Raw genomic sequence first — 17,587 nt, 5'->3', positions numbered from 1 at the left:
TTAACTGAATCTTCCCCGCATGCCTCAAGTGGCTGGCGGGGAAGTAACTTTTTTATCGGAGGTTTAAATGCCTTACGTACCCCATTCCCCGGAAGAAGTACGGGAAATGCTTGATGTGATCGGCGTAAACTCCGTGGATGACTTGTTCGCTGAAATTCCGGCAGAACTCAGACCTAAAAGCTTTGACCTTCCTAAAGGTAAGAGCGAAATGGCTGTTCTGCAAAATATGGAAAAACTGGCTGCAAGAAACACCACAGATTTAACCAGCTTTCTCGGAGCCGGATTTTACGACCACTTCATCCCTACCGCAGTTGATGCCCTTGTTTCCCGCAGCGAATTTTACACCGCATATACACCGTATCAGCCGGAAGCTTCTCAAGGAACTTTGCAGGCTATTTTTGAATACCAGACAGCAATGGCAAGACTTATGGGTCTTGATTACTCCAATGCGTCTGTATACGATGGCGGAACTGCTTTGTATGAAGCAACCCTTATGGCTGTCCGCAAAACTAAACGTCGCAAAATCATAGTCAGTGAAGCGCTGAACCCCATTTACAGGGTAATGCTGGACTCATATACAGGCAATTTGAACCTTGAACTGGTGACTGTTCCACACAATCACGGGCGGACAAACATCAAATCACTCACAGCCGCAATCGATAAAGATACCGCAGCTGTAATCGTTCAGAACCCTAACTTTTTCGGCTCAGTAAATGACTTCACAGATCTTTTCGCTACTGCTCATGAACATAAAGCCGTTACGATCATGTCAGCCTACCCGGTACTGCAGGCGGTCTTAAAGACCCCCGGACAAATGGGTGCTGACATTGCCGTTGCAGAAGGACAAAGCATAGGCCAGCCTCTCTCCTTCGGCGGTCCTTACCTCGGAATCATGACATGTTCCAAAGACCTTGTCCGCCAGATGCCCGGACGCGTGGTAGGACGGACTGAAGACGGTGAAGGCAGAACAGGTTATGTTCTGACTCTTCAAGCAAGAGAACAGCACATCAGAAGACAGAAAGCGACCTCAAATATCTGCTCGAATCAGGCGTTATGTGCTCTTCGTACTCTTATTCATCTCTGCCTGCTCGGGGAAGAAGGACTTCGCCGTACAGCTTTACTTTCAATTGAGCGTGCACATTACGCAGCAGAAAAACTGACCTCAATCACCGGCGTAGAGCTTTTCACCAAGGGACCTTTCGGTAACGAGTTTGCAATTACCCTTCCGGTTAACGCATTTGAAATTATAGACAAACTTACCGAGCGCGGCATTATCCCGGGCTTCCCTCTCGGACGCTACTATGAAGGTCTTGAAAACGGACTGCTTGTAGCCTGCACTGAAAAGACCACGGAAGAGCAAATCGGCATTTTTGCTGAAATACTGCGGGGGGCAATCTAATGAAAACCGTATTCAAAAAATCCGTATCCGGTCGCGAAGGTGTGTGGCCTGAAAAACCCGCAAGCAACATAGAAGACTTCATTCCGGCAGAACTGCTCCGCGAAAGCTCAGGCATGCCTTCCCTTTCCGAACTTGATGTAGTTCGCCATTTCACAAAGTTGTCCATGAAAAACTTCGGGGTAGATTCCAATTTCTATCCTCTCGGTTCATGCACAATGAAATACAATCCTAAATTCACAGAACAGGTTGCAGCTCTGCCAGGGTTTGCAAGACTGCACCCAGCTATATCCCAGCTCAAAGGAGCCGGACGTCATTGTCAGGGCGCGCTAGAAGTCATTTTTGAAACAGAAAGACTGCTGAGCGAACTTTGCGGTATGGCAGACTTCACCATGCATCCTATGGCAGGAGCACACGGCGAACTGACCGGTGTTATGATTATTTCCGCCTACCATAGAGATAAAGGTAATAAAAAAACTAAAGTAATATGCCCTGACTCAGCTCACGGAACCAACCCTGCATCGGCTTCAATCGCCGGATACGAAGTTGTTTCTGTTGAATCAAATAACGGAATTATTACTCCTGAAGCACTCGCAGAAGTTCTGGATGATGAAGTTGCGGCAGTTATGATGACCTGTCCGAACACTCTTGGACTGTTCGAAAAACACCTCCCTGAAATAGTTAAAATGATTCATGAAAAAGATGCTCTGCTCTATTATGACGGAGCAAACATGAACGCTATCATGGGTAAAATGAGAGTCGGTGATGCAGGATTTGATGTTGTTCATTTAAATCTGCATAAAACTTTCGCTACTCCTCACGGCGGAGGCGGTCCCGGCTCCGGACCTGTCGGTGTTTGTGAAAAACTGACCCCTTTCCTGCCTGTTTCAAGGGTTAAAAAACTTGAAGACGGTCAGTACTACCTTTCATACGATGCTCCTAAATCAATCGGTTTTGTGGCACCTTTCTATGGCAACTTCGGAGTTTATCTTAAAGCATATGCCTACATGCTCCGCTTAGGACGTGAAGGTCTCATCAGAGCTACAGAAAATGCAGTTCTCAGTGCGAACTATATGCGCAAAAGACTCGAAGACTACTTTGAAGTTCCATACAACCGCACCTGCATGCACGAATTCGTTCTTTCAGCTGTGAATCAGGCTAAAAACGGAGTTCGCGCACTGGATGTTGCAAAAGCTCTTCTCGATAAGGGGCACCATGCTCCCACCATCTACTTCCCTCTTATTGTTAAGGAATGTATGATGATCGAGCCTACTGAAACAGAAAGTAAGGAAACGCTGGACCGCTTTGTCGATGATCTGATTGAAATTGCAAAAATCGCAGAAGAAAATCCTGATTTCATTACGAACGCTCCGGTTACCCTTTCAGTCAGCAGACTGGATGAAACTAAAGCTGCTCGCGACATGGTGATCACTGATGACATTAACTAATTTACCAGCCGGACCCCGTTCCTACGACCTCGTGGTCGTAGGAGCCGGACCGGGCGGTTTTGACGCAGCAACGGAAGCGGCTGCACTCGGAATAAAAGTTGCCTTGGTAGAAAAAGATCTGCTCGGCGGAACCTGCTTAAATGTCGGCTGCATCCCCACAAAGCTGTATCTGGGAGCAACTTCTCCGGTTGAAGACCTCGCCGCGCAGGTCAAAGCTAAAATAGCTACAGGTAATATTGAAATAGATTTTGAAGCTCTTTGTACTAAAAAAGACCGCTTTACAGGTGCTACCCGTAAAGCAATGGCGCAAAAACTGAAAGCTCTGAACATTGATTTTTACCATGCTGCGGCAAAGATCATTGAGCAGGGAAAAGTGGAAGTTTCCCACCATAATGAAACAGCGGTGCTGGAGTATAAAAACCTTGTACTCGCTACAGGTTCCCACCCAACTGTTTTCCCCGGACTTGAACCTGATAATGAGACTGTTTTAGACAACACAGGGTTTCTTGCTCTTACTGAAATGACTAAGTCACTTCTCGTTATCGGAGCGGGGTTTATCGGCCTTGAAATGGCTCAAATTGCCCACAGAACCGGAACTGAAATCACAGTTGTTGACGCTCTCGACAGAATAGCAATGTATGAAGACCCGGAGGTCTCCAAAACTTTGCATTCAGTTTTCAAGCGTAACAAGTGGAATATTAAACTCGGCGTGAAAGTAAAATCCGTTACTGCTGAAAACGGCAAAGCTGTTTTACGCACTGAAGACGGTGAAGAAATAATCGCGGACAAAGCTCTTATAGCTGTAGGAAGACGACCCAATTCAAAAGACCTGGGTCTGGAGAACTGCGGAGCTTCAACCGTTGGTCCCGGTTTTGTTAAAATTAATGAAAACCTCGAAGCCGCGCCCAATGTTTATGCAATCGGTGACCTTAACGGTAATGTTTTACTCGCTCACGCAGCCAGCCATCAGGCCGGATATGTTGTGCGCAGAATTACCGGAAAAGACAAGGGGCCGTACACACATGCTCCTGTCCCTTCTATTCTGTACGGTTCACCGGAAACCATGCGTGTAGGGCTGATGGTCAAAGACCTTGAAGGAAAAGGCGAAATAAAAGTTTCATCATTTCCGCTTGTTGCTAACCCCATTGCGCAGTCTTACGCCTCGACACAAGGCTTTGTGAAAGTTGTATGGCTGGATGATAAGGTTGCAGGTATTACAGCTGTGGGACACCACGTCTCCGGCTTTACAACTGCGGCCGCAATGATTGTTCAGGAAGCTTGGACCGAAGAAGATCTGCATAAAGTAATCTTCCCCCATCCTTCACTTGATGAAGCCTTACTTGGTGCATTGAAAGCTGATAAACAATTACCAAAATAGTTTACCGACATAGCAGAAGACTGCTTACCAAAGTTAAACACAATCCCGTTGAAGAATATTCTTCAACGGGATTTTACAATTTACTGTCCGGAATAATTTATTACATTTACGCTTTGCCTGAAGCAAACTTCTCCACTTCATTAAGCCGCTCAATATAATCCTGCGTGTAAAGCGGCCCGTTTGCAGTAAATTTCAGTACATTTTCACGATGAACATTGCACCACAGCGCAAGATCCGGATTTCTCCAAATTCGCCCATAAGTTTTAATCATATGCAACGTGTTATGGCATACAGGTGTGTACTGCGCTGTTTTTACCAATAATTCTGTGTAATCATGCTCGTGATTAATAAAAAAGCTCCCGATTGCCCTGGCGCAAAGATAATTAGCTCCTGACCCGAGCATTTTAAGCAATTCTTCATCCTGATATTTCTCTGGCTGCCACGACCTTTTCCACTCAGCAGGTATGACTTCCTCTGCGCAGTAACTTATTTTACCTTTCTCAACAAATTCAGTGATCTTTTTGGCTAAAACTGGCCACATTGAACCTATATGTTCAACATCGCGACTGGCATGAAGTCCGGTTATTACATTATCTTTTTCTGTCAGCTTAAATTTTAAAAAAGGACAATGAGCTTCAATCCTTTTTTCAGATGCGGACCAAATTCCTGCAAAAATTCTATCCATATCAACAACAGTTAAATCAGAAATATTGTTTTCCCATCGATTAAAGATTTGACCGCTGTATTTCCAAAGATCATTCCACCCCTCAAGGTAAGAATATGGTTCCGGGCCAAACGCGGGATAATGGGACAACCTTGAAACAACAAGAATAGGCACCTGCGGAAACTTCAAGCGAAGATTTTTAATCATCTCTTCATATCGTTTTAAGTACGTAGCAGGATTTGTCTGAATCATACCGAATCCGGCTTTCATCCACTCCTCAAAAGATGGATGATATGTCCAAGCTTTCGGATCAATAAAAAATATATATTTCTGCTCTTTTTCAATAAAAAGAGGACTGCTTTCGTGAAACAGGTTAATTACTATTGCTTCTGGTTCATCATCAGCAGAAATCATTTCAAACTGATTAAACAGACTGCGATCATGATAAAAATCTGCAAGACCGAAAGTTTGATCCTTCTCAAGCAACTCGTGCGGAATGATTCCCGGGGAACTATTATATGTAAAAGGCGACGCAAGAACTCTATATATGCAATCGTGTCCGAGCTCAGTAACGGCGCGACTTAGAAAATCCATTTGACAGTTTCCTAAAAAGTAAAGCATCTTTAATCCTGTTTAATTATTAATTATTCTAATAAAAAATAAATTTAAGTTCACTATATGGCCTGTACACAGTCAAGGATTGTAAAATGACAAATATTGCAGTTGAAACGTTTATTCTAGGACCACTTGAAACAAACTGCTACCTGCTGACTTCCGGCAAAGATGCAATCGTAATAGACTGTGCGCCGGAACCTTTCCCTCTTTTGGAGGCAATCAAAACCAGAAATCTCAATGTTACAGCCATCTACCTGACTCATATGCATCTTGATCACATCGGCGGAGTGGGCGAGCTGCAACAATTGACCGGAGCGGAGGTTTTTGGAAATATCGAAGACATGTACTTAAACGAAGTTTCTTTCTCCTACGGAGGATCAAAAGAGTTCCCGCAACTGCATGACTTTAAAGCGACAGACCTTAAACCCGGAAAACAGTTTATATTTGATCAGCCGATGATGGTGCTGGACACCCCCGGGCACACACGAGGCAGCCTTTCATATTTCTTCCCTGCTCTAAACTGCGTATTCGTCGGAGATGTAATATTTATGATAGCAGTGGGCCGGACAGATTTTCCCGGCGGAGACAGTGAAACTTTGCTAAATTCCATACGAAACAGAATCTTTATTCTGCCAGATGAGACTCAGATTCATTCAGGACACGGCCCCATGACCACTGTAATTCACGAAAAACGGAATAATCCGTTTTTTACATAAAAAAACAGCCCCGCACGTTATGACATGCGGGGCTTAGTTTATAACTAGTATTTTAGATCAAGTTCTTTCTTTATGTATGCAAAATCGATATGCGACGCTACAAGTTCCGCGCCATGCTTGATTTTAGCAGGTTCGCGCAGTTTATGCCGCGATAGAATGTCTTCCATTTTTTTCGCTACTGAAAAGGTATCGTCCCGCACAACAATTATGGGAGTCCCTAAAATCTCTGAGCGGGTTAAAATAATATCATTAGGGTAAAGATTTCCGGTCAGCACAAGACATGGACATTCGCCCTCAAGCGCGACAAGCTGAACATCAGACCTGTCACCGCCGACAATAACAGCGGAATTACGGTGCTTGCGAAAATGGGTCATAAAGTTTTCGACCTGCATAGTACCAATCAGAAAACTTTCAACCGGCTGCTCTTTTTTACTGTGAGCAGAAATAATTTTTCCGCCGAGGTGCTCTGCCAGATCACAGACTTTAATCGTTCCCATGAGTGAATCTTTAGGAATTACTCCTAGCACTTTAACTCCTTTTCTTTCGAGAAAAGGTTTAATGAGTGAGGTAATTTCATCCATAAAAGTAGGCGGGATATCATTTAAAATTACCCCGATCATGCTGTCACCTAAGGTTTCTTTAAGCACTACCAGATAATCATAGTTCAATTCTTTTTGGAATCTATCAATAACAATGCATTTGATTCCCAGAGTTTTAACAAGATGAATCCCGTCAACTCCGCAGTATTTGCCAGAGTTCATTGAACCGGATCCGGCGACAAGGGTAAGATCCTTATCCGCGCTTATTTTTTCGTAAGCCTGAACTATAGGTTCAACATGATCTTCACATTTTCCGTTAAAAGCCTGAACTTTAAAATCATGGGTAACTACAACCGGAGTGACAACTTTAGCGGGATTAGAAACACCTAAAACCTCTTGAATAAAGAATGCATCTTCATCACCTAAACATCCGTCAACTTCAACCGGAATAGCTCCGACAGGCTTCATATAACCAAGGCTGATGCCTGCTTTCTGAAAATATAGACCAAGGCCCATAACGATCATATTCTTACCGGAATATCCGCTGGTGGAGCCTATATATAAACCGGGCATGAAGGTTACTCCTTATATTTGAAATTTTAACCGATAGTCATACGCATATTGGCGACAACCGCCCCGTCAGGTCCCGCAATAACAGGGCTGAATTCTGCTTCCTGAATTTCCGGCAGATCTGACGCCATTTGAGAAACCATAAGCAGGATATCTTCAAGGCAGCCTAAATCAATTGCAGTCCCTGCTCTGGCTCCGCGTAAAATAGGATAAGCCTTAACTTCACGGATCATTTCCTGCGCGTCATTAAGGGCTAACGGTGCCAGCCTTGATGAAACATCCCCAAGCATATCAGCGTGAATACCGCCAAGAGAAAAACTGATCAAGGGGCCGAACTGGGCATCCCGTCTGAATGAAATGACGACTTCATGTGAGTCTTTGGGGCCCATAGCCTGAACAAGGCAACCTGTAATATACGCATCTTTACATCTTCTGGCTGCGCGGGAAGTTATCTCTAAAAAAGCCCGTCGCAATTCTTGAGGAGTATTGAGATTTGTTGCAATCAGTCCAAGTTCATCTTTTCTGGATATCTGAGGTGAAGCAATTTTAAGGACAACAGGATAACCGATCCGCTTAGCGGCCTTAGCAGCCTGATTAGATGTGCGGGCCAAAACTGTTTCCGGAACCGGAAGTTCATAAGCCGAGGCCAGATACTGTGCATCAAGTTCAACAAGTTCCATAAGTCCGATTCTTCTGGAATTAGCCACAATGCTTTGTGCCTTTGCAATATCCCGTCTGAAACAGACCTCAATGGGCCAGTCTTTACTTTGCCACCTGTGGCAGTGCGTCAACGCATCAAGGCTTCTGACTGCCGCCTCAGGAAAATCATAACATGGAATCCCACCGTCGCGAAGCAAAGCTCGTGCTCCGCTGACAGAATGCCCCCCCATAAAACAAGCAACAATCGGCTTAGGAGAACTCTGCGCAGCAGCAAGAATCACCTCGGCAACTTTTTCCACTTCTGCTGCAACCTTTGCGACAGGTGTAAGAATTACCAAAACAGAATCGAAGACATCATCTTCAATTACAGCTTTAAGCGTCTTTGCATATGTTTCGGCAGTGGCATCGCCGATCATATCCACAGGATTATACAACGAGGCATAAGGCTTTAGAAAACTTTTCATTTCATCAATTGTGGAATTTGAAGGACATGAAACCGTAAGACTTCCCTTTTCACACATATCAGCGGCAATTATTCCGGGTCCGCCGGAATTAGTAACAATTGCGACACTTGGTCCATTTGGAAGCGGCTGGCAGGAAAAAGCGTGAGCCAGATTGAACATATCCTCGATATCAACCGCCTGCAGCACTCCTGCCTGACGGAAAGCGGCGTTGTATGCGCAAGTTGCCCCGGTTAAGGCCCCTGAATGAGCTGACGCAGCTTTTGCACCGGACGATGTACCGCCGGCCCGAAGTAAGATCACAGGTTTCTTACAGGTTGTATCATAGGCAACTCTTAAAAAATCCTGCCCGTCCTCGAGTGTTTCACAATAACCGACAATAACTTTCGTATCCGGATCATTAGCAAGATATCTTAGCATTGTAGATTCGCTAAGCACCGCTTTGTTACCCAGACTGATAAATTTAGAAAAACCGACGCCTTCACTGTTGGCCCAATCCAGCGCAGTATTGCAAAGAGCTCCGGACTGAGAAAAAAATGCAATATTTCCCTTCTTAGTATAATCTACCGAAAGACTGGCGTTAAGTGCCAGCGATGGATTCATGAGCCCGAGGCAATTAGGTCCAAGTATAATCATACCGGTATTTTTAGCCATTTTAGCAAGATGCTGCTCAAGCATGTACCCTTCGCGCCCAGTCTCCCCGAAACCGGAAGAGGTTACGATTGCGGCGCGGACAGGAAGCTCAGCCAGCATTTCAACCGCCCCCAGCACCTCTGCCGGAGACAGGCAGATAACAGCCAGATCCGTAAATCGTGGAATCATAGAAATTGAAGAAAAAGCCTTTATTCCGAGAACTTCTTCACCTTCGGCATTGACTGGAAAGATTTTGCCCTTATATCCTGAGTTAAGAAGATTGGCCGCAACGATACTTCCAGGATCAGCCGGATCTGAGGTTGCTCCGATAATAGCAATAGACGCTGGCTCAAATAGAGCCTCTAGCGATGAATAAGAGTGCATTATTAATTTACTATAAATTTAAGCAGGTTTTTTATGGAAGAAGAATACTTACCCCTACAGCAATGTATCCACTATCGATTTTCGCAAGTCAAGCATTTAACAACGGCATTAACCCACAGTTCATGGGCAAATGAACAGCTTGAACCATGCGAAGACAATGAGCGACTCGAATTTCTCGGAGACGCAGTTCTTGAATTATGCGTAACCGAAGAACTTTTCAAGAGATTTAATGATGCGCATGAAGGACAGTTAACCAAAATCAGATCTAAACTGGTAAAGGAAAAAAGTCTTTCAACAATCGCTCTTGAATTAGGGTTAAATAATTTTTCCAGACTTGGCAAAGGGGAAGAGTCTCAGGGTGGCAGACTGAGATCGTCACTGCTTGCAGATACAATGGAAGCGGTTATAGGGGCTGTATTCATTGACGGAGGATATCAAGAGGCCCACGATTTCATTATGAGAATATTTAAAGATAAATGGCCTGAATCTTTCGAAGTTGAAACATCCAAAGATTTTAAAAGCAAACTGCAGGAAATAACACAGGCTCTCTTTAAAGAACGCCCTACATACACACTTTCAGGAACTGAAGGGCCTGAGCATGAAAAAGTATTTCAAGTTGAACTGAATCTGCCGAATGGCAAGAAATTTGAAGCTGACGGGACAAGTCTGAAAAAAGCTGAACAGATAGCTGCTGCAACGGCAATTGTTTATTTAAATTCTAAGAAAAACGAAGATTGATCATTCCAGAATAAAGACAACTCTTTTTATAAAATTTTATTTTACTACCTGCCCCAAAAGGTTAAGGACCGGGAGGCGGTGATCAGCCACCTCCACAGTCCTTAATCGTCACCCAATATGTCATGCGTTATCCGCCAATGAGCTGCATTGCCATCTTCGGTAGCGAGTTGGCCTGTGACAACATTGCCACAGCTGACTGAGTGAGAATCTGGTTACGAACGAATTCAGTCATTTCGCTTGCAACGTCTACGTCAGAAATACGTGATTCTGAAGCCTGAATGTTTTCAGCCTGAATGGAAAGGTTGGTAATAGTGTTTTCCAACCTGTTCTGCATAGCACCGAGATTAGCACGAATCTTATCTTTGGATATGATCGCCTGATTCAACTTATCCAGAGCCTGCTGTGCCAAAGCCTGAGTTGAAATTGCTGTTTGTACTCCGAGAGCCGAGGCTGTAGCGGTGCCGACTGAAATGTAGTAATAGTCTTCGGAACTATCATTACCTGTTCCAAAGTGAACCTTCATAGGACCGGTTGAATGCAACCCGTTACCATTATGGGCTGAGGCTGCTCCGGAAAGGTTACCGTTTAACAGATGGATTCCGTTAAAGTCTGTAGCGTTGGCGATTCGGGTAATTTCCGAAGCCATTGCCTGAAATTCTGAGTCGATAATCAGACGCTGATCGGAGTTATAAGTACCGGTCGAGGCCTGGGTTGCAAGTTCTTTCATGCGGATGAGCTTTTCATCGATAACCTGTAATGCTCCGTCTGCAGTCTGAATCATGGAAATCGCGTCATTGGCGTTTCGCATACCCTGATTCAAAGATTTAACATCAGCACGCATAAGTTCGCGAATTGCTAACCCGGCAGCATCGTCTGCTGCGGTTCCTACTCTTAAGCCGGATGACAAGCGCCGGGTGGAGACGCCTAAGTTGCCGTACGCTGTATCTAAATTGCGTTGAGCGGTCATGGCCATAAGGTTGTGATTGATGATTAAGGACATATCTGAACCTCCGTGTTGTTCACAAAATTCCGTTTTGTTAACTTACCTTCAGCAACCATAATGCCAAAAACACTTTTATTAACAAATATAAACATTTATAACGATAGATAAAGTCTAGACTTTAAAACTTAAGCAATATCGGTCATTTTTTACCGACGGCTCTAAAGGTTACACGTCAATTTTTTCCCCTTCTGATAAAACCATTGTCGCTATACAACCATCTTAATTTATAAATCTTTTAACATTTCACTGAGTTAATTTCATTTAAGTGATAAAACGGTAGGTAAAGTAAAATCAGATTGAAGCAGTCATTATTTCGGCAGGCATAAAATAGAGAAATCCTTGCTCCCGATACGGCACGATCGGGAGCAAGGATTTCAGGTACCTGTGTAGTCAGGGGAGTCAATCCCGGCTACGGAGGTTGTAAGAAAGGAGCTTTCTTATATTTTCAGCATATTCTCAAAGTACATCAGTTTTTATTAACGTTTGAGCTGGATAAGTTCACCCATCATTGTATCAGTTGTTGTGATAACCTTGGAGTTTGCCTGGAAACCACGCTGAGTGGTAATCATATTTACAAACTCTACGGCAAGGTCAACGTTTGAAGCTTCCAGAGAGTTTGAAGCAATCGACCCCTTACCACCGGAATTAGGCAAACCTGTCAAGGCATCACCTGATTCTCTGGTTTGCGAGAAGAGGTTACCGCCTTCCCGCCTTAGCCCCCACTGGTTATTAAAGTCAGCAAGAGTCAAGACAAAAAGTTCCTGTATCTGTCCATTTGAATACCTACCTGTCAGAACACCGTCTCTACTTACTGATACACTCTGCAGGAATCCTGCTGTGTATCCATCCTGAGACATAAACAGGGTGGTTGAGCCGGTACTGTAACTAGTTGAGGACAGAGCACTTTTCTCGACTTTCCCAAAGTTAGGTACACGGGTAATATCGGTAATATCTGTTCCTATCTGCGAAGCATTTGTGATTGCAGCAGAGCCTGTATTCCATCCCTTGGTTACACCACTTCCCGATAGATCCTGATTTGTCAGCCCAAAATTCATTTCAATTGTCGTAGGCTGTACTGAATTAGTAAAACTGGCGTTGGAAGTTGACAAAAAGTTGGCTGTCAGGACAGGGAGACCATCCTGCGAGAAATTCGCAAGAGTCCAGTTGGATAGATTCTTAACGCCACCTGCGCCTACTCCGCTTTTAAGGGTAAAAGCTGAGATTCCGGTCATATCACCGGCTGCGTCAAAAGTCATGGTTCCGGTCATCAAAAGACCTGCGGCAGAAGTTGTAGAAAAATTGGAATTACTTAAAACTCGTCCATCTTCATTCGGCTGGCTGGTTACAATAAATTCCCAAACCTTCTTACCACCGGCATTACTAAGCGTAACCTGATCATAATAGACCGTGACATTATGAGACGAGCCGTTAGCATCATAAACCTTAATAGTTGACTGATAGCCGTAAAGCGAATCCCCGAGCGGCGGAGTTGCTGTCCCATTCCACGATTCAAAGAGTGAGAAATAAGGATTATTCTTACTGTCTGAATGGCTCTCCTCTCCGGAATCAAGGTTAGTGATCATATTGACACGGCTGGTAGCCTGCGGCGCAGATTGGAAATTCTCTAATCTGATATCTGTAGGAACACCCACAGTACGAACTTTGTTAGTGGTGGTCGTTGAATTTCCTGTAGCAATACCACCTGTGGAATGCTGAACCTGCCATCCTTGTAGAACGTAACCGTGAGGATCTGTCAGATACCCGTCTTTGTCAAAACGAAAGTTACCGGCTCTACTGTAATAAGTAGTTTCCTCTTCTTTCGGTTTAACTATGAAAAATCCCTTTCCACCGATTGCAAGGTCAGTTGATTCAGAAGTTGTCTCAAATGAGCCCTGTGCAAAGTCGGCATAAATTGCCCCTACCTGAACACCGCGACCGACCTGAGCAATACCTGTCGCAGTGGACATATCCTGACTGATAGCGTCTTCAAAATGCATCTTAGCACTTTTAAAACCGACCGTGTTGACGTTTGCAATGTTGTTACCGAGGACAGACATCTTGTCGCCGTGTGCCTGCAATCCTGTGATACCTGAGAATAATGATGCTGATAAACCCATGAGAAACCTCCTTTAAGTCCCGTTGACTCGTGGTTGCTTTTAACTTCCAGTTTTTGCTGAATCATCAGTTTTGCCTGAATCATCAGTTTTGCCAGAACTGTCCGCAACAACCGTGGGACTGACAACTTCACTAATATTAAGAAAGTTGATAAAACGACCGTCCTTAAGGTGCAGGAATTGTTGACCATTTTCTGAGACAATTCCTGTCACTTCTCCACTTACTTCTGTTTTAATCATTACCGGCTTGCCGTTGACATCTTCAGCAGCCATTGCGATGTTGTAAACACCGTCTTTAACGTCCTTGCCAGACCAATCTTTCCCATCCCACTCAAATTCGTAGGTGCCTTTGGCTTTTGAGCCGATCTTTTCTGTTCTGACAAGGTTCTTGTCGGCATCGTAAATATTGATAAATGCGCTTGCGACAGGTTCACCTAGTCCGTAAAAAATCTTACTGATTTTGCCTTCGGAGCGGCTAACGCTGTAACCTTCAGCCTTAACTTCTTTACCTATAAAGCTTACCGCGGAAACCATTTGTTCCTGAGAACTGTTAGTGAGCATACTTTCTAAAGAAGTATTTACTTTTGTAAGCTGCTCAAGGCTGGAAAATTGTGCGATTTGAGCCATGTACTCTTTATCATCCATAGGATTTGCAGGGTCTTGATTCTGCATCTGGGTCAAGAGAAGTTTTAAGAAATCATCGTTACCCAGTGAAGTTTTATGCTCCGTTTCGTTGCTTGCAGCCATATCGGCTTCAGCCCTGCCCAGTAAGTTACTGTACCCTACATATCCCATGACTCTTACCTCTTATTTTTCGTTAAGCGACTACGTGTAGACCGCTTTGGGAAATTGTTGCCGTATGCTCTATATTCTGCACATCCTGGGCCAAAGAGGTTCCGCCACTTCGTAAATCGTGCCAACGTTTCTTCATTCCAGCCATCATCTCCTGATAATGAGCAGTGTTATGATCCTGTGCGCCATTCCATGAAGATTGTGTCTGACTGTCAGCAAGCCCTGTTTGCACTTCAAGCTTATCGACCTTAAGTCCCTGTTGTTCCAGAGCATGCTTAACGGACTCAAGCTGGTCTGCAATCATTCTGGCAGTATCTGGATTATCTGCTCTGATAACAGCCTTAACGTCCTTATTATGGACCTGAATCATAACGTTAACAGTTCCGAGGTCGAGAGGATTAAGTTTAAGGGTAAGCTGTTTTGTGCCCTGCCCCAAATTCTTAAAAGCCCCCTGCTGGACCTGCTCAAGAACATTAGACCGGGCAGTTTGTTCCCACATTCCTGTGGCCTTGCCTGACTGGGCAGCATTTGCAGCATTCTTAAGCGTACCGAGCACTCCGCCACCGCCTAAAGCATCGCCGAGTATCGAAGATTCGCTTTTAGTTATAGAACTGTCTGTGAGCTTGCCGAAAAAGTTATTCCAGGTGCCAACATCTTTAGAATCAGAAAGAATATTTTCAAGCCAATGCTTGTTAGTGTACTTAGTATCACTTGCAGCAGAATTATTATGCTGTGGATTATTCTGAGGGTTGCCTTCAAAACCACCCTTGGCCTGATTATTCAACCCGTTATTGGATTTATTTTCAGAGCTGTGTGTAGTGTTGGCTGAATTTTTATCAGTCGAGTGGTCGGCAGAATTCTTATTGGTTATAGCAGAATCACCTGCTTCCCCCTGAGATGCAGCTGTATTGGATGCTGTCTTTTCACCGATTTCTTTCCCGACTCCAAGTGAATCGCTGATTACTTTAGCAGAAGCCATTCTAACGTTATCAGGACTTTGATCAGAAGCTTGATCCATAGCTTTCTGAAGTGAAGAGGCTACAGTTTTAACAAGATTAAGATCCTTTGCATCCTGTTTTGCACTTTGTTCAACAAGAGCATCCTTTAAAAGAGAGAAACCCTGCTTGATAACACCGGCAGTTGCCCCTTCCTTAGTAAAAAACTGAGCAACCTTAGAGCTGTTTTCGTCGGAAAGTTTGAACAGCAAACTTAAAGTCTTTGTTTCATCTTCCGAAAACTGGAGATCTTGCGAATCGGAAAGAGCTGTCAGCTTGTCCTGCATCTTCTTCAGAACATCCCCCATCTTTCCCTTAGAAATATCTGCAAGCATATTCTTGGATTCATCTGGATTAAAACCGAGCTTTGCAAAAATCGAATCCATATTCTGCTTTTGAACAGGAGTCAGTGTTACCCCTTTCTGAGACTGCATCATACTTGAAAGCTCGGTAACCAATACACCATAAGTGATACCGCCTTCACTCATGACCTTTTCTTCCAGATCAGCAATATCCTTCTTATCAACACCGTATTTTTTCAGCTCGTCCTTGATTTTATTCCAGTCTTCACGGCTTACCTGCAAATCTTGCGGTTCCTTTTTGACTGATTCAAGCGAAACATCACGTGCAGCTGATTCCAAATTTTCAGATGCGCTTCTGACGTCTTCACGACGGACCACTTCTTCAGGGGCAGAACGAATTTCAGCTATAGCTTGCTGTACAGGCTGGTAAACACTCTCCGCAGCTCCATCACTTGAATATAAGAAATTATCGAACATAGAAGAACGATATGAATTCTCAAGCAAGGGGGTTCTGTCTGTAGTTATACCTGTCGTCTGAGTACTTTGTTCAAGATATGGAAGTATTTTCATTTTCTAGCTCCTCGCGCTTCTTCTTTCATAAGGCGTGCCAAAATTGAAAATACATTATTTCAATATGTTATAAATGAGCATTTCGACAAAGAGCAGGTATTTTCTTCCATATAAGGAAAAATAGTTCAGGGAGAGTTACTTTTTACTGACTATGGCAGCCAGTTTTTCATAGAGGGATAAAACTTTAATCCATGAGGCACGGTCATAATCATTATTTTGCAGGAAAAGATGAATATAACCGGCGAATTGACGGAAGAGAAGAGGACATGAATTCCAGAAATTTTCAGAAAGAGGAGCACTTTTCGCAAGTCCTTTGCTGAACTCCTTACCAAATAGAGGTAAATACGAGCACATTTTACGAACAAGAAGAGGCTGGTTGTCACAGAGCTCAGCCCAAATTTTTTCTGCGCCGCTACAATCCCACAGCCCGAAGGACATGCCGAAAAATTCCTGCCAGAAACGGCCGAGAGTCTCTCCGGACTCTGTTGTACGCCCGCTTATATGAAGCAGATTATACAAGCCGCCGCCGCTTCTGGATGAAGAGTAAAGCCGCAACCCCGGCAATTTTGTCTTATACAAAGCCGCCCTGTCATTACGAATCATACTCTTTGCAACCGAGGCTATACGCGAAGGATTAAAAGGATCATGACAATGCAGCCTATCCCGCACGCAAGTCCAGCATCCAAGAGCACAACTCATAGTGGACCGCAACACATAATGATTATTCTGATACGGACCTGTTTCACAAGGGTTAACATTCCCCATGGAAAGATTAAGTACTTTTAACCCGGACCAAGCGGCAAGATGCATCGGACCTGTATCAGGCGTAATAAAAAGCTGTAGAGACTGCCCCACCGCAGCAAGTTCACCGAGGTTAAGCTTACCCGTCATATCAAGCACAGGACCGCCGAAGGTGCGTGCGACATCTGTTCCAAGCCCTTTATCGAGCGGACCGCCGAAAAGGACTGGTTTCAACCCCCGCCCAAGTATTTCAGAACAAAGCTTAGCCCAGAACTCTACACTTGGCCGCTTAGATTCCTCACTTGCTCCAAGAAACAACCCTATGCGTCCGCTGTCACTTTGCAGAGTTCGCGGGTCAGGCCATGAAGTTTTCGAAATCCGGCTTAACGGAATGCAGTCAAGCGCATTGAGGTCTGCCCAGTGAAATCTATTATGCCTATTATTCTGCACCACGCTTGCGCGGTAAAGCTGCCAGTCACCGAGAATACGAAAAGAGCCGTCCAAGCCGAGAACAGGCCCGAACTTCGCCTCCGCCCTAAGTTCCCCGGCAAGAGCGGCGGCCTGCTCACGAATACTCAGATTTATGATCAGCTCGTACTTTTCCTTACGAAGGAACTTTAATCCAGCCCAGGGAAAATAAGTAACCTTAGGACTTATAGACATGAGAGGACGGAAGAACTTCTCCTCCGCCACAACCCATATGGGATGGCCGGGGTAAGTTCGTTCAAGCCACAGAAAAAGAGGAAAAGAAAGAATTAAATCTCCCATCCGCTGCATCTGAAGTACAAGTATAGGGCGTTGTGACATGAGGGGAGCTTACAGTATTATTGCTTAAAATTCCACGGTCTAGGATTAGCTAACATTTTTT

13 protein-coding genes are annotated in these 17,587 nt (G+C 44.4%); 5 read left to right on the top strand and 8 right to left on the bottom strand.

From position 1 onward, the window contains the following. Positions 1-67 precede the first annotated feature (67 nt). Genes gcvPA through B9N78_RS10300 form a run of 3 tightly spaced genes read left to right on the top strand, consistent with a single transcriptional unit; the run spans position 68 to position 4,222 of the window. Positions 68-1,399 carry an aminomethyl-transferring glycine dehydrogenase subunit GcvPA gene (gene gcvPA / locus B9N78_RS10310; protein WP_085101909.1) on the top strand — a complete coding sequence of 444 codons (1,332 nt, stop codon included), beginning with the start codon at positions 68-70 and terminating at the stop codon, positions 1,397-1,399. Beyond that, the gene (gene gcvPB / locus B9N78_RS10305) at positions 1,399-2,844 is read left to right on the top strand and encodes an aminomethyl-transferring glycine dehydrogenase subunit GcvPB (RefSeq protein ID WP_085101907.1); all 1,446 of its coding nucleotides are present in this window, start codon (positions 1,399-1,401) and stop codon (positions 2,842-2,844) included. The genes gcvPA and gcvPB overlap by 1 nt, the downstream gene beginning before the upstream one ends. Further along, entirely contained in the window at positions 2,831-4,222 is a 1,392-nt protein-coding gene (locus B9N78_RS10300) for a dihydrolipoyl dehydrogenase family protein (protein WP_085101905.1), read from the top strand. The genes gcvPB and B9N78_RS10300 overlap by 14 nt, the downstream gene beginning before the upstream one ends. A 106-nt stretch (positions 4,223-4,328) precedes the next feature. Here the strand turns inward: B9N78_RS10300 and B9N78_RS10295 are convergent, their stop codons facing one another. Then, entirely contained in the window at positions 4,329-5,480 is a 1,152-nt protein-coding gene (locus tag B9N78_RS10295; protein WP_245805521.1) for an SGNH/GDSL hydrolase family protein, read from the bottom strand. A 113-nt stretch (positions 5,481-5,593) separates the two neighbouring features. Here B9N78_RS10295 and B9N78_RS10290 point away from each other — a divergent pair, with 113 nt between their 5' ends. After that, on the top strand, positions 5,594-6,217 hold the full coding sequence (locus tag B9N78_RS10290) for an MBL fold metallo-hydrolase (RefSeq protein WP_085101901.1): 624 nt from the start codon (positions 5,594-5,596) through the stop codon (positions 6,215-6,217). A gap of 44 nt (positions 6,218-6,261) precedes the next feature. Here the strand turns inward: B9N78_RS10290 and B9N78_RS10285 are convergent, their stop codons facing one another. Then, positions 6,262-7,329 (bottom strand): phosphotransacetylase family protein, encoded by a 1,068-nt coding sequence (locus tag B9N78_RS10285; RefSeq protein ID WP_085101899.1) that lies wholly within the window; start codon positions 7,327-7,329, stop codon positions 6,262-6,264. A 26-nt stretch (positions 7,330-7,355) separates the two neighbouring features. Then, positions 7,356-9,464 (bottom strand): acetate--CoA ligase family protein, encoded by a 2,109-nt coding sequence (locus B9N78_RS10280; protein ID WP_085101897.1) that lies wholly within the window; start codon positions 9,462-9,464, stop codon positions 7,356-7,358. Positions 9,465-9,497: 33 nt separating this feature from the next. Between B9N78_RS10280 and rnc the strand changes: the two genes are divergently transcribed. After that, complete coding sequence (gene rnc / locus B9N78_RS10275) at positions 9,498-10,202, top strand: ribonuclease III (RefSeq protein ID WP_085101895.1); 705 nt, start codon at positions 9,498-9,500, stop codon at positions 10,200-10,202. A gap of 127 nt (positions 10,203-10,329) precedes the next feature. On the opposite strand, the gene B9N78_RS10270 is transcribed toward rnc, so the two are convergent. The 5 genes from B9N78_RS10270 to B9N78_RS10250 all read right to left on the bottom strand — a co-directional run bounded on the left by B9N78_RS10270 (position 10,330) and on the right by B9N78_RS10250 (position 17,487). Then, positions 10,330-11,202, bottom strand: a complete 873-nt coding sequence (locus B9N78_RS10270) for a flagellin N-terminal helical domain-containing protein (protein ID WP_085101893.1) — start codon at positions 11,200-11,202, stop codon at positions 10,330-10,332. Positions 11,203-11,681: 479 nt separating this feature from the next. Continuing rightward, positions 11,682-13,322, bottom strand: a complete 1,641-nt coding sequence (locus tag B9N78_RS10265; RefSeq protein WP_085101891.1) for a flagellar hook protein FlgE — start codon at positions 13,320-13,322, stop codon at positions 11,682-11,684. Between the two features lie 39 nt (positions 13,323-13,361). Beyond that, positions 13,362-14,114, bottom strand: a complete 753-nt coding sequence (locus B9N78_RS10260; protein WP_085101889.1) for a flagellar hook assembly protein FlgD — start codon at positions 14,112-14,114, stop codon at positions 13,362-13,364. A gap of 22 nt (positions 14,115-14,136) precedes the next feature. After that, a complete protein-coding gene (locus B9N78_RS10255) occupies positions 14,137-15,978 on the bottom strand; it encodes a flagellar hook-length control protein FliK (RefSeq protein WP_085101887.1) in 1,842 nt (613 codons plus the stop codon). Positions 15,979-16,113: 135 nt separating this feature from the next. Beyond that, a complete protein-coding gene (locus B9N78_RS10250; protein WP_245805520.1) occupies positions 16,114-17,487 on the bottom strand; it encodes a glycosyltransferase family 9 protein in 1,374 nt (457 codons plus the stop codon). Positions 17,488-17,587 lie beyond the last annotated feature (100 nt).

The organism is Desulfovibrio gilichinskyi (assembly GCF_900177375.1).
In the GTDB taxonomy this organism is placed as follows: domain Bacteria; phylum Desulfobacterota; class Desulfovibrionia; order Desulfovibrionales; family Desulfovibrionaceae; genus Maridesulfovibrio; species Maridesulfovibrio gilichinskyi.
Note: the sequence above shows the minus strand (reverse complement) of the source record. Positions and strands in the feature narration are given on the sequence as shown.